The organism is Serratia ureilytica (assembly GCF_013375155.1).
Lineage (GTDB): Bacteria > Pseudomonadota > Gammaproteobacteria > Enterobacterales > Enterobacteriaceae > Serratia > Serratia ureilytica.
Genome location: NZ_JABXOF010000011.1, coordinates 39,965 through 52,538 on the forward strand (window position 1 = coordinate 39,965; position 12,574 = coordinate 52,538).

The 12,574-nt window shown below is 58.8% G+C and carries 10 protein-coding genes; 4 read left to right on the plus strand and 6 right to left on the minus strand.

Annotated elements, in window-relative coordinates; all coding sequences use genetic code 11:
- The first annotated feature begins 11 nt into the window (after positions 1–11).
- The 3 genes from HWW83_RS19625 (at position 12) to hutU (ending at position 4,443) form a co-directional block, all read left to right on the plus strand.
- The gene (locus HWW83_RS19625; RefSeq protein WP_046686884.1) at positions 12–1,244 is read left to right on the plus strand and encodes an MFS transporter; all 1,233 of its coding nucleotides are present in this window, start codon (positions 12–14) and stop codon (positions 1,242–1,244) included.
- Between the two features lie 12 nt (positions 1,245–1,256).
- On the plus strand, positions 1,257–2,669 hold the full coding sequence (locus HWW83_RS19630) for a UbiD family decarboxylase (RefSeq protein ID WP_089196943.1): 1,413 nt from the start codon (positions 1,257–1,259) through the stop codon (positions 2,667–2,669).
- Between the two features lie 79 nt (positions 2,670–2,748).
- On the plus strand, positions 2,749–4,443 hold the full coding sequence (gene hutU / locus HWW83_RS19635; protein ID WP_176589492.1) for a urocanate hydratase: 1,695 nt from the start codon (positions 2,749–2,751) through the stop codon (positions 4,441–4,443).
- A 140-nt stretch (positions 4,444–4,583) separates the two neighbouring features.
- Here the strand turns inward: hutU and HWW83_RS19640 are convergent, their stop codons facing one another.
- From HWW83_RS19640 to HWW83_RS19665, 6 genes are all read right to left on the minus strand, one after another.
- Positions 4,584–5,456: a hypothetical protein gene (locus tag HWW83_RS19640; protein ID WP_176589493.1), complete on the minus strand. Its 873-nt coding sequence runs from the start codon at positions 5,454–5,456 to the stop codon at positions 4,584–4,586.
- A 44-nt stretch (positions 5,457–5,500) separates the two neighbouring features.
- A complete protein-coding gene (locus tag HWW83_RS19645; RefSeq protein ID WP_232096982.1) occupies positions 5,501–6,253 on the minus strand; it encodes a fimbrial biogenesis chaperone in 753 nt (250 codons plus the stop codon).
- Positions 6,250–7,590, minus strand: coding sequence for a fimbrial protein (locus tag HWW83_RS19650; protein ID WP_176589494.1), 1,341 nt, complete (start codon positions 7,588–7,590; stop codon positions 6,250–6,252). The genes HWW83_RS19645 and HWW83_RS19650 overlap by 4 nt, the downstream gene beginning before the upstream one ends.
- A gap of 27 nt (positions 7,591–7,617) precedes the next feature.
- A complete protein-coding gene (locus HWW83_RS19655) occupies positions 7,618–10,149 on the minus strand; it encodes a fimbria/pilus outer membrane usher protein (RefSeq protein WP_176589495.1) in 2,532 nt (843 codons plus the stop codon).
- A gap of 20 nt (positions 10,150–10,169) precedes the next feature.
- Positions 10,170–10,892 carry a fimbrial biogenesis chaperone gene (locus HWW83_RS19660; RefSeq protein WP_033642746.1) on the minus strand — a complete coding sequence of 241 codons (723 nt, stop codon included), beginning with the start codon at positions 10,890–10,892 and terminating at the stop codon, positions 10,170–10,172.
- An 89-nt stretch (positions 10,893–10,981) separates the two neighbouring features.
- Positions 10,982–11,515 carry a fimbrial protein gene (locus tag HWW83_RS19665; RefSeq protein ID WP_042784243.1) on the minus strand — a complete coding sequence of 178 codons (534 nt, stop codon included), beginning with the start codon at positions 11,513–11,515 and terminating at the stop codon, positions 10,982–10,984.
- Positions 11,516–11,890: 375 nt separating this feature from the next.
- On the opposite strand from HWW83_RS19665, the gene HWW83_RS19670 reads away from it, so the two are divergent.
- Entirely contained in the window at positions 11,891–12,574 is a 684-nt protein-coding gene (locus HWW83_RS19670) for a helix-turn-helix transcriptional regulator (protein ID WP_226773005.1), read from the plus strand.

The window sequence follows — 12,574 nt, forward strand, 5'->3', positions numbered from 1 at the left end:
AGGAGGCTGTGATGGTCAAGGAAAGAAAATTCCGCGGTTGGTACATGGTCGGTGCCGTTCATCTTTTACTGGCGGTTATTTTTGGCGCTGCTTACTCATTCGGGGCATTTTTTACTGCATTACAGACGAACTTTGACGCAGGGCGTTTTTCTACCGCCTCAATCTTCTCGCTGACGGCGTTAATTTACTATGCCGTTGGGGTATTTTCCGGTGCCTGGAGCGATCGTACTTCGGTAAGGACGGTAACCGGCATTGGTATTTTACTGCTTTCGCTGGGATTCTTCGGCAGTAGCCTGCTGGCGTCGTCACTGACGGCGTTTTTGCTCACGTTTTGCCTGTTGGTAGGGGTTGGCGTCGGATTGGTTTACGTGCCGGCTGTTTCAACCATCCAACGTTGGTTCGTCGTTCATCGCAGCTCGGCTTCCGGCCTGGCGCTGGCTGGCACCGGCTTGGGAACGCTGGTGGGGCCGATGGTGGCCGGTGGGCTGATGCGACATTTGTCCTGGCAAAGCACTCTGCAAGTGTATGCCGTCGCTATCGCCGTGTTGGGGTTGGCTGCCGCCTTCATTTTACGAGGCCGGCCAGAGGACGTGGGCGAATATCCCGATGGGCTTCGTCCCGTTGAGGTGACCTCAATGCAGCGTCCAGGCTTCAGCGGTAGCGTCACGCTGCGAGAGGCCGCTGGCCGAGCTCAATTTTGGTGGTTTTTTATCGCGATATTTTTCGGCTCTATCGGACTGTTCCTGGCGTTGGTTCATATCAATCCTTATGCGCAGCAACAGGGGCTGCATGTAACACAAGCCAATCTGCTCATCGGTTTGATCGGCGTGGGCAATATCGGCGGCCGTCTGGTTTTGGGACGAATAGGCGACCGTCTGGGCGCGCGGCGTTTTTTGGTTATCGTCACGTTGAGTTTGGCCCTGTTATGCGGTTTTTGGAGTGTGGCGCACAGCTTTACCGCGCTGGCGATTTTCGCGCTGTTGTTCGGCGCGGCCAACGGCGGCTGTATTGCGCTGTACCCGGCAGTGGCCAGTACATGGTTCGGCACCGCCAATCTGGGCGCCATTCTGGGGGCATTGTATATCGCCGTGGGGATCGCCGCCGTTGGCGGGGGCAGCGCCGCCGGTTGGCTGTATGACCTGTATCAGAGTTACACGTTGTCTATTGCGTTGGCCGGCATGGCGGCGCTGCTGTCTGCGTTGGGGATCGTCTTGGCTTCTCGCTGTACTTCCCGGATGGGATGAGGGAGGAGTCAAATGCTATTGCCTAATGACTTGCGCTCTGCCTTGGCGTTGTTGCGGCAAGCAGGGGATGAGATTACCCCGGTGGAGAGATCGATTTCTCCCGAGGTGGAGATGATTGAAGATTTTCTCGATGCCTATCGCCAGCCTGGCGGTTCCTGGTTTGCCGATGAGCAACCGTTACGGCTTTATCGACGACCAACGCGGGGCGAGTTTCCCGTTTTGATGGGGATGTTTGGTAATCGCCGTCGTTGCAGGCTGTTTTTGGATCCCTTCGGACGTTACTCCGCAGACATATCAAATGCTCAGTTGTTGTTGCAGGCGGCGAATAGGCCGATAGCGCCCAGATTACTGGGCGGGGAGGAACGCAACTTTCACAACGTGCGTAAGCCTGCTGAAATCCTGGCTTTGCTGCCGATCCTACGTTATCTGCAAGATGATCCTGGGCCGACGGTGACGTTGGGGTTGATCTATGCGCACGATAATCGAACCGGAGCCGCGAATTGTTCTTACCACCGAATTACCTTCAAAGAGGATTCGGCGGTGGTGGCGATTGACTCTCGTGGTCACTTGCAACACATGCTTTCGACACATCTGGCGCGCGGAGAGCTACTGCCGATTTCCGTCAATATCGGGCTTGATCCGGCCATTTATCTGGCTTCGACATTGACTCGGCCTTGTCTTTCTTACGGTAGCGACGAGTTAGGCGTTGCGGGGGCCCTGCGCGGCAATGCGATGGAGATTGCGCCATGTCACGCCAATACGGGGCGATATATCGCCCATGCCGAGATCGTTATAGAAGGGATGTTGGGGGCGGAAAAAGAACCGGAGACAGCGGAGGTGGCCGGTTTTTCCTTACCTGAGTATCTCGGTTATCGCTCGCCATGTGGTATGGCCACAACACTGCAGGTTCAGGCGGTAAGCCACCGCGCCGGGGCGATATATCAGACGCTGTCGGGTCCTGGTGTGGAGCAATCCATTCTGCTTGGTTTAGGCCAAGAGTGTTCGCTGCTCGCCCGACTAAAAACAGAGGGGCTTGAGAGGCTGTTTTGTCGCGTCGCGGCTCTGCCTTCCGGCGGCGGTCACTTGCTTACCGTATTGCAAGTCGTTAAACGCGCTTGCAGTGATGACCTGCGCGTTATCGACGCAGCCAAGAGATTGCTCGGTGAGGTGCCGTCACTCAAAAATGTGTTACTGGTGGATGAGGATGTTGACCCTTATTCGGAGCGTGATGTCCTCTGGGCTATGAGTACGCGCGCCCGACTTGAACGCGATATTCATGTCAGCGCTTTGCTGCCCGGCACTTCCCTTGATCCCTCGCAATTGCCGCTCTATGGCGGGAGTGATGCGAATGGGCTCGTCAATAAATGCGTCGTTGATTGTACGGTTCCTTTTAGCTCTCGGCGGCGTTTTCAACGGGCGTTTTAATGTGAGCGGTACGCCTTTCTGCAGCCTGCCTGACCAGGCTGGCGAACCATGATGTCTGTCATGTTGAAGGAGACAAGCCATGACGAATACTCTCGATTCTCGTTTCGATTCCACCCGGACTATTTGTGCCCCCAGGGGCAACGAATTGACCTGCAAAAATTGGCTGACCGAGGCGGCCTATCGCATGATTCAAAATAATCTGGATCCCGACGTCGCCGAAAACCCGCAAGGGCTGGTTGTGTATGGCGGTATCGGTCGCGCTGCTCGCAATTGGCAATGTTACGATCAGATTTTGGCCTCACTTAAAGCGCTCAATGAAGACGAAACTCTGTTGGTTCAATCCGGAAAACCGGTTGGAGTATTCCGCACCCATACTGATGCTCCCCGAGTGTTAATCGCCAATTCTAATTTGGTTCCACAGTGGGCCAATTGGGAACACTTCAGCGAGCTTGATCGCAAGGGATTGTTCATGTACGGGCAAATGACTGCCGGTAGTTGGATCTACATCGGCAGTCAGGGCATTGTGCAGGGCACGTTTGAAACGTTTGCCGAAGCGGGCCGCCAGCACTATGGCGGGGATCTGACCGGACGCTGGATCCTCACCGCCGGGCTGGGGGGGATGGGCGGGGCGCAGCCGTTAGCGGCGACATTGGCCGGCGCGGTTTCGTTGAATATAGAGTGTCAGCAGAGTAGCCTGGATTTTCGTTTGCGTACGCGCTATCTCGATAAACAGGCAAAAGATCTGGATGAAGCTATCGCCTTGATCAAGGAGCACACGGCGGCCGGACAGGCGGTTTCTATAGGCCTGCTGGGCAATGCCGCAGAGGTGTTGCCTGAACTGGTTAAACGCGCGCATGCAGGCGGTATCCGACCCGATCTGGTTACCGATCAGACTTCCGCGCACGACCTGATCCACGGTTATTTGCCGGTGGGATGGAGCGTGGCGCAGTGGAAAGCAGCGCAACGCGATCCGGGGCAGCATGCCAGGTTGGCTGACGCCGCAGCCGCTAGCTGCGCCATTCATGTGCAGGCAATGCTTGATTTCGTTGACATGGGTGTGCCGGCTGTTGATTACGGTAACAATATTCGCCAGGTCGCACGCGATATGGGCGTGGAAAATGCTTTCGATTTTCCTGGCTTCGTACCGGCTTATATTCGCCCCCTGTTTTGCGAGGGCAAAGGGCCGTTTCGCTGGGTGGCGTTATCTGGCGATCCGGAAGATATCTACAAAACGGATGCCAAGGTTAAAGCGCTGTTTCCTGAAAACCAGCATATCCATCGTTGGCTGGATATGGCGCGTGAGCGCATTGCTTTCCAGGGATTGCCAGCGCGCATCTGTTGGTTGGGGTTGGGCGAGCGTCATCTGGCAGGCCTGGCTTTCAACGAGATGGTGCGTAGAGGGGAGCTTAGCGCGCCGGTTGTTATCGGCCGAGATCATCTGGATACTGGCTCCGTCGCCAGCCCCAATCGTGAAACCGAAAGCATGAAGGATGGAACCGATGCCGTTTCCGATTGGCCGTTGCTGAATGCATTGCTCAATACTGCGGGCGGCGCTACCTGGGTGAGTTTGCATCATGGTGGCGGTGTGGGGATGGGATATTCGCAGCATTCGGGAATGGTGATCGTGTGCGATGGCAGTGATGAGGCTGACCGGCGGATTGCTCGGGTGTTGGTCAACGACTGCGGTTCCGGCGTGATGCGCCATGCCGATGCTGGCTATGAGCAAGCCGTTGCTGCCGCGAAAAGGTTTGGATTGAAACTGCCGATGCTTTGAGAATAAGAGCATATTGAGGCTTTATAGCGGTTCTTATCGGGTAGAACCGCTATTTCTCTATAGGATGATTTTTACACCGTATTGCCTGTCTTGTGAGTATTTCACCTCTGGGCATGTGACGATTTAGTCTTGGCGTCAACTTACGGTTTTGCTGTCTGGCCTTCTTGCCAGTTTTGCCAAACGTGTTCAAGCCCGAATTCGACCATCGCGAAATAGAGACTGAAATAACGCTCCGCCATGATGAAAAACGAACTGTTGAGTTCGATCACCACATTATTGGTGGTGGTCAGCAGGCCGGATTTTTCCGCCGCCTGCAGAATGCGGTTCACGTGAGCGCGAGAGACGGAACACGACTTGGCGATTTTCGCCGAGGAGAGCAGCAGAAAGGGGGAGTCCTGTTGGATGCTTTCGATAAACAGCATCAACAACACCATGTGGCCGGCGTCTTTGCTGATAAACAGCCCGGACTGTGGCACCAGATCGATCAGGTAGATCTCCTTGAGCATCAGTTGCCCGTAGGCGGCGAAAAAGGTGGGCAGAAAGTTGGGCGCCGCCAGCAGCGCCGCGATGGGCATCTGTGGCGCCAGCGCCTGATAAGGCCGCGCCATTGAGGCGATCAGCGCCTGGGTTTCCGCCAGCGCGTGCGGCGTAGGCTTATAGCGCAACTGGCGTTTGTCATGCTCGCAGGGTTTGACCTCCAGCCGGCGCCCGACCCGTAAAAAGAACAGAAAGGAATCCAGGGAGTTCTCGCTGATCATATTCTTCCCTTTGAAAAAGGCTTTGATGTCTTTCAGCGCGGCGGCGGGCTGGTGGTAATAAATGGACAGGATGGTGGAGCAGATGATGAACCGGCTGTTCCTGAAAATGATTTTGTAAAACAGCGGATGCTTCTTGTAGGTCTCTCTCAATAATTCCCCGTGTTTGACGATAGCGGTGTGAAACGCCGCTGACTGCCTGATGTTGTTGGCCTGTTTCTCCAGATGAAACTGTAGCTGGAATCTGCTTAGACTCATTTTCCCTATTTCCTGTACTTAAAAAAATGCGCTGCTTTTTATCGTTATGGGTTTGCTGTGTATGGCTTGACGATCTGCTGGCCCTGGTCGTTGATGAGGGTGGCCTGAACGGTGACCTGAGAGGGGAGCCCCGACGCGGTAACGCCGTCGAGGTGATAATCCCGCGTGCTGAATGGCGCGGTCATCATGTCGCTTTCTTGCCGCACCGGGGCATCGCGCTTGTCGGTTTGCACGGCGATGCGAGCGAAGGAGAGATAAAACGCCGACCGGTTGTGGCAGCGCAGCAGATAGCCGCCCGGTGATTTTTGCAGCGTGAACGAAACGGTCTCGGCCGCGTTGTCGGCGTTCCCCTTCAGCGCTTTGGGGCGGTAGAAGATTTTCATCTGCGTGTTCATCGCCAGCGTCACGCGCGACGCCAGCGGCGGCGTGGCCGGCTGACTGGGCGGGATCTCATACAGGTTAAGCCAGAACACCGACTCTCTGTCGGCGGGCAGGTTCGTACCGGCAAACAGGATCCGCAGCCCTTTCAGCGCCGAAGGCTGCAGGGCGAATACGCTGGGCAGGGTGACAAACGGCGCGCGGGACAGTTCGGGGGCGGCGTTGACATCGCCGTTATCGACCCAGGTTTGCGCTACGATCGGATAGCCGTTGGTGTTGAGCAACATCAGGGTTTTTTCCGTGTCTCCCTCGCGGAAAATCACCCGGGTGGCGGAGGCGATGATGCCCGCCTGCGCGCCCATGGTCGCCAGCGTCAGCAGCAGGGCGCATCCCATAATCAGGTATTTCTTTCTCATCATTGCACCTTAACCCAGACGTAGGCCCTGGCATCCACCTTGCCGGCGGTGACGGTCTGGCCAGGCAGCCGGGCGAGCGTGGCGGTGAGCTGGGTGGTGTAGTGGGTGAATCCCGCTGCGGTGCTGCCGCCGCCGCTGGCGCCGTTGAGCACCGGATACCAGCCGGCGTCGCTGCCCTGCGGGCATTGCCCGGCGCTGCAGCGCGCCCAGCCGACAAAGTTCATCGGCGCGCCGTTGCCGGCGTTGGCGAGCGCGATGCCCACGCCGGTGGCGACGCTGCTGTCGGTGCCGTAACCGCTGGAGAGCAGGTAACTTACGCCGCCGTTGGCGCTGACCAGCCCGAGCTGCTGCGCCGCGACATAGCTTTCATACGGCACCTGCAGGCCGAGGGCGGTATTGTTGCTGCTGACGCCGGACACGGCGGCGTTGTCGCATTCGATATTGAGGGTGAACTGCGCCTGTGAGGTTTGCCCGGCGGTCAACTGGCTGACGGAGAGGGTCGGCAGGATCACCAGCGGCGTGACGTTGCGCGCCACGCAGGTGGCGGTATAGGTCAAGGAGGAGATCGGTGCGGTGCCCATGCCCATCGCGTTCCAGCGCCCAGTGCCCCAGGTGGCGTAGTTGGTGGCGGAGTCGCTGCCGATAGGATCCGAGGCGATGCCGGGCCCCTGAAAGGTGACATAGCCGTTCGGCTGCGTGCAGGTATAGTTCGAATTGCCGGTGGTCGAGGCCATACCCACCAGCGGGTTGCCGGCGCTGTAGCCACAGTAGTTGCTGGCGCCCGCGCCCGGCAGCGAACTGATGCGGATCAGGTCGGCACGGATGGCGCTGAAATCTTTCACCCGGATCTGAATTTTGCTGCCGACGGTGGCGTAGCGGGTAATCGGCGCCGACTGCCAGTAACGGGTAAAAACCTTGCCGGAATCCAGATGGGTCAAACGAATGCCGACGTAAGGGAAGTAGGTGGCGTAATAGTTGGGGTTGCCGTCCCTGGCGCCCAGATCGTAATAGCCGCCGACGCGATCGTCGCCGTTGGTGGCGAAGACTTCATAAATTTGCCCAACATCGCCGGCATCGCATTCATACAGCACCTTGTTTGGGTCGGGATAGCGGGTGCCGGAGGTCAGATCGAACACGCTGGTGCCCAGCGGCGTGCCGACTGGCTGCAGATAGGTGCTGGTCAGGTTGACCCGACCCAGCGCCGTGCCCACCCCGCAAGGATCGCAGCCAGAGTCGATCCAGGGGGCGACGCGCGTGCATTGCGCCAGCGCCGCGGGCGCGCCGAACAGCGACAGGGCGAACAGCGCCGGGGCGGCGACCAGATAAGAAATGCGTTTCATCGTCTCTCCTGAGATAAGTTAAACGGGTTAGCGGCACGGAGCGCTGAGCCGCTGAATCGGGCTGTCTTCCGCGGGGGGCAGGCGATAGTGCAGCGTGCACTGCTGGCCGGGCGCGTCGCCCCAGTTCAGCATCAGCGTGCCGGCATTCCGGTCGCTGCGCAGATACACCTGATTGGCCTGGCCAACCATGCCTACGCTGTTGCCCGCGTTGTCCAACACGTTGGCGCCCATCGGGATCGGCGCGTTGTCGGGACGCTGTGCGGTAATCAGCAGCGCCTGGCCGCGCACGGTGTTGAAGCGCAGGCGCACCGTGGCGCCGGCGTACGGGGCGACGCGTTGCTGGCCGTCCTCCAGTTCCGCTTTATCATTCATGCCCTCGGGGTTCAGCGCGACGGTGTTGTAGTGATAGGGCACCAGCGCCGGCGCCAGCGCATAGCCGAAGCGATCGACGCGCGCGCCTTGGCCGCCCATCACCTGCGCGCCGTTGGCGCCGGGCGCCTCTATCAGGGCGAAGGTATCACCGACATACGGCCCTAATGTCACGCCGCCGCGGTGCGCCACCACCGCGCCCTGCAGCGACAGTGAGCCTTGTCGATACTGGCGCGCGGTGGAGAACGAGCCGGTGACGTTGGCGTAAGGCAGGCGGGTTTGCAGGTTGCCGCCCCAGATGCTTTGTTGGCGATCGTCGTCGGTGGTGAAGTTCAGGCCGTAGCTGACCGGCTGTTCGTCGCCGACGCTGCCCGACAGCGCAGCCTGATAGTTGCCACCCTGGCCCTGGCTGTGGTTGGCCAGCAGCGAGACGCTGGGGGCGGATGACGAACGCCCGAGCGGGAAGCTGAGCGACAGGGCGGTGACGGTTTGCGTGTTCTGCGCCAGCGGCGCGCTGTAGACGTTATCCAACGGCCCGTAGCCGCGATAGGCGCCGTTGCTGTAGCCCAGGCTGCGGGTGCGGGTGACGGAGAGGTTAAGCGCCACGCCGTTGCCGAAGGTTTTCCCCCAGCCCAGCTGGAGCTGATTGTCGCGGCCGCGCTGATCGCGGTAGTCCTGGGTCGAGCCGGACATCGTCAGGCTGCCGAACGCGCCCATGCCCTGATTGACGGCCACCTCGAAACGCGAACGCTGGCGGTAGGAATCGGACTGCCAGCGTTGGCCGGTGACGGCGGCGCGCCGCACGCCGAGCACGTCGCTGAGATCGCGGAAGCCTTCGGTGGAGTAACGGTAGCCGGCGATGGATAAGGTGGTGTCCGTCGGGCTGAAGGTTCGGCTGTAAGAGAGATGCAGCATCCAGCCTGAGGCGCCGCCGTCCGGCAGGCTGGCGTGGGAATAGGTGGTGTCCATGCCGAAGGCGCCCAGTTCGCTGCTGTACACGCCGCCCAGCATCATCGCCTGATAGCCGTCCGCCAGCTGGTTGCCGACGTTGAAGGTCAGGGCGTTGGTCAGGCCGTGTTGCCAGGTCAGTTCGCTGAACAGATCGTTATCGCCGACGTAGCGGGAACGGCCGACGATGGCGGAGTAGCGCGACTGGCCGGGGCGGATGGATTCCGGCACCGCGGCGAACGGCACGGTGAAGGTGCTGACGCTGCCGTCGGCCTCGGTCACCACCACGGTCAGATCGCCGGCGTAGTTGGTGGCGTACAGATCGTTGATGGCGAACGGCCCCGGCGCCACGGTGGTTTCGTACAGCGTGCTTTTACCCTGCAGCACCGTCACGCGCGCGTTGCTTTTCGCCACGCCGCGCACCACCGGCGCATAGCCGCGCTGTGAATCCGGCAGCATGCGATCGTCCGAGCTGAGCTGAATGCCGCGAAATCCCAGGCCGGAGAAGAAGTGCCCGTCGGTAAAGCCTTCGCCCAGCAGCATTTCGCTGCGCCAGGGCAAGATCGCGCGCTGCACGTAGCGGCGGCTGGTGTCCAGGTGGCCGCCGAACTCCCGATCGTAGCGGTAGCTGGATTGCTGGCGGTAGCGCCAGAGCCCGAGGTTGAACCCGCCGTTCAGGTTGGCGTAGGTCGAGTCGAGGTCGCGGGTTTGCCCCTGTCGGTAGCTGACGTGGTACTGGTTGAGGTTGTAATTGACGAAGACCATCGATTCGCCGCCGTCCAGGCTGGCGGGATTGACGCTGCCGCGCGGCTGGCCGTTCAACAGCGCCTGCGGAATGCTCAGATCCAGGCGCAGCCGCGAGATATCGGCGTTCACCGTGATGTCCTTCAGAGCCCGGCCGGGCAGCAGGCATGCCGTTTCGGCCGCCGGCGGATTTTTCAGCCCGAAGCGCGTCAGCTGCGCGCGATCGAAAGAGGGCAGTACCTGCTTGCCATCGCGCACGAAACGAATTTGATCGCGTTCGAGAAACTGGCCGTTGAGGTACAGATCGATCTGATAGCTGCCGGGGGCGACGGCGTCCTGTTGGTTGAATTGACTCAGGGCGCTGTTGCTCAGCACGCTGCCGCGCAGCAGCGCGGGATCGAAGGTGTAGCCATCGGCGGCGGCGCAGCCCAGCGGCAGCGCCAGCAGCGCGCAACACCAGCGTGCGGGAAGCGGCGTCGCCTTGCGAGCATCGAACATGAAAACCTCCCTGTCTGGTTTCAGCGCGCGACGTTCAGGGTGCGTGTGATTTCCACCCCATAGTCATTGATGACGCGCAGCGCGATCTGCCGCACCTCACCGTTCACCGGCCAGCTGGCCTGCGAAAACGGCGGGATCAGGTCCGCCTGCGGGATCGCGGTGCGTTTCGCGCCGCTGAGGATCGCGGCCTGGCTGACGTTGGCGTAGTAGCCGGTCGGGTTGTCGACGCGCAGCGCGTTGCCGACCTGGCGCAGGCTGAGCTTATCGATGACGTGGTTGGCGTCGCCGGCCAGCCCGGCCGGGCGATAGAACACTTTCAGGCGATTGGTGACCACCAGCAGCAGTTTGTTCTTGTCGCTGTCCGTCTGACGCACGGCGGGCACCTGCAGGAAGTTGAGGTAGAACAGCGATTCGCGATCGCGCGGCAGCGGCTGGCCGACGAACGACAGCCGCACCATCTGCCCGCTGTGCGGATTCATGCGGAAGATTTGCGGCGAGGCGACAAAAGGCGCGTCGGCGTTTTCCGGCGTGGACTTGGGGTTATTGATATCGAGCCAGATCTGCATCAGCGCCGGGGCGCCGTCGTCATTGGTGAATTGCAGCGTTTTTTCCCGCGCCTCGGCGGGGTAGATCACGCGATTGCCGAGCAGCGTGACGCTGGCCGACGCGTAGCTGGCGGCAAAACTCATCAGGCAAAACGATAGGGCGGCCCAACGGCGGGCGTAACGGGTTATCTGCTGCATAAACGTGAACCGATAAAGGGAGCGAGTCATTCAGCGCCGTCCGCTAAGGAACGGCGCTGTCATCAACAGGTATGGCGCCTGACGCCGGCTTATCTGTAGGTAATGGCGAACTGTGCGGTGGCGATCACCGAACCGGCCGCTACGCCGGTATCTTCCGCGTAGTAGCGAGCCACTAGGTTCTGCGAGGTGGACGTGGCGTCTTTCGCCAGCGTCATCGCCGACGTGGTGACGGTAGAGCCGCTGGCGAATGACAACGGCGTAGTGGCGTCGCTGTCCAGCAGTTGAATGGAAACCTTGGCCGCATCGCCCGCGTTGCCCAGGTTGCCGTTAACTGTCGGGTTGTTGCCCGCCAGCACGGTTTTGATCGCCGTATCGCTGGTTGCCGCCGCACAGCCCGTGACGTTAACGGTAAAGGTGGTGTCGCCGGCGGTGGCGCCTTTGGTGGCGAGCTGGCTGGCGGCGACGGTCGGCAGCAGAACAACCGGGTTGGATTGGTTGCCGTTAATATTCACCGAACAGGTTTGCGTGCTGACTTCGCCTTTAAATTGCACCGTATTGGACGAGGCGGCCGCACAGGCGCCGGAGAGAGCCAGCATGGATAATGCGACTAATTTAACATTCATGTGAAATGCCCTTTAATTTACTTTAGAGAAAAGCTTTCCTGACAGTAATAATTTACTGACGTGCGGTTGTTGATTAATCATGTTGCGCAATTGTTTTTTAAACGCGTCGGCAAACATGGATTTTCATCCTAACAAACTAAGAATTTTCCCTATAGATATTTTGAATAAGGCAATAAGGTGATGGCTCCTGTTGTTACATTTGCTTTCATTTTCGCTTATATCATACAAAATAGAAAATAGATCTATATCATTGCGTTGCATTTTTATTGAATTGTCAGTTTTTGCGAATGAAATAATTTGAAACATTCATGCCTTTTTTGCGTATTAATCAAAGCGCTGGCTGTTGCGTGATTATTTGAAAAACATGTTATCAAGATGTTTTATATCGGTGTGCTTTGCAGGCGAATTACCCCAAAAAAGAGCAGCGACAAGCCGCCTGAGGTGTGGAAGCATACTTTTACGCTGATAAGGAGAATTAAAGTGAGAGTGATTTATATCGACGGTTCGCCGCTGTGCCGTTTGGGGATGAAAACATTATTGGGAGAAGGAGTGATAACCTTATCCTCGCCCAATATTAATATTATTAAAAATATAAGCCCTGCGCCTGATTTAATTATCATGGATTTTCCCCATGAAATTTATCGGTTCGAAGCGTATTTGCGATTTATTCACGCCTCACGTGCTGAATATGAAGGCGTCCGGATACTGTTCTTCGTCGATAAGACTTCGCCGCTGATCCTGGCGTTTATCGCGGCGGCGCAGCCGGATGCGATTTTGCACAAACGGGAAGCGTTGCAGGTGGTGCGGGAGACCTGCGCGGCGCTGAGCCGCCGGGAAAAGGCGGGCGAACGGCGTGCGCTGAACAGGCATCGGGCGGCGGCGATCACGCCCGGCGAGGCGGCGGTGCTGTGTGAAACGGCCCGTACGGAAGATATCCGCCTGACCGCGCGGCGGCTGAATTTGCACCCGAAAACCGTTTATTCGCACCTCAACAATGCAGGCAAGAAGTTCGGCATCCGCAATCGGGTGGAATTGCTGAAGATGATTGCGCTGCTGTAG

What these genes read in the sequence shown, in the direction of transcription:
- HWW83_RS19640 (WP_176589493.1), bottom strand. Translation starts at nt 5,456, where the DNA reads ATGAGTCTAAGCAGATTCCAGCTACAGTTTCATCTGGAGAAACAGGCC.
- HWW83_RS19665 (WP_042784243.1), bottom strand. Translation starts at nt 11,515, where the DNA reads ATGAATGTTAAATTAGTCGCATTATCCATGCTGGCTCTCTCCGGCGCC.
- hutU (WP_176589492.1), top strand. Translation starts at nt 2,749, where the DNA reads ATGACGAATACTCTCGATTCTCGTTTCGATTCCACCCGGACTATTTGT.
- HWW83_RS19630 (WP_089196943.1), top strand. Translation starts at nt 1,257, where the DNA reads ATGCTATTGCCTAATGACTTGCGCTCTGCCTTGGCGTTGTTGCGGCAA.
- HWW83_RS19650 (WP_176589494.1), bottom strand. Translation starts at nt 7,590, where the DNA reads ATGAAACGCATTTCTTATCTGGTCGCCGCCCCGGCGCTGTTCGCCCTG.
- HWW83_RS19625 (WP_046686884.1), top strand. Translation starts at nt 12, where the DNA reads ATGGTCAAGGAAAGAAAATTCCGCGGTTGGTACATGGTCGGTGCCGTT.
- HWW83_RS19660 (WP_033642746.1), bottom strand. Translation starts at nt 10,892, where the DNA reads ATGCAGCAGATAACCCGTTACGCCCGCCGTTGGGCCGCCCTATCGTTT.
- HWW83_RS19655 (WP_176589495.1), bottom strand. Translation starts at nt 10,149, where the DNA reads ATGTTCGATGCTCGCAAGGCGACGCCGCTTCCCGCACGCTGGTGTTGC.
- HWW83_RS19645 (WP_232096982.1), bottom strand. Translation starts at nt 6,253, where the DNA reads ATGATGAGAAAGAAATACCTGATTATGGGATGCGCCCTGCTGCTGACG.
- HWW83_RS19670 (WP_226773005.1), top strand. Translation starts at nt 11,891, where the DNA reads ATGTTTTATATCGGTGTGCTTTGCAGGCGAATTACCCCAAAAAAGAGC.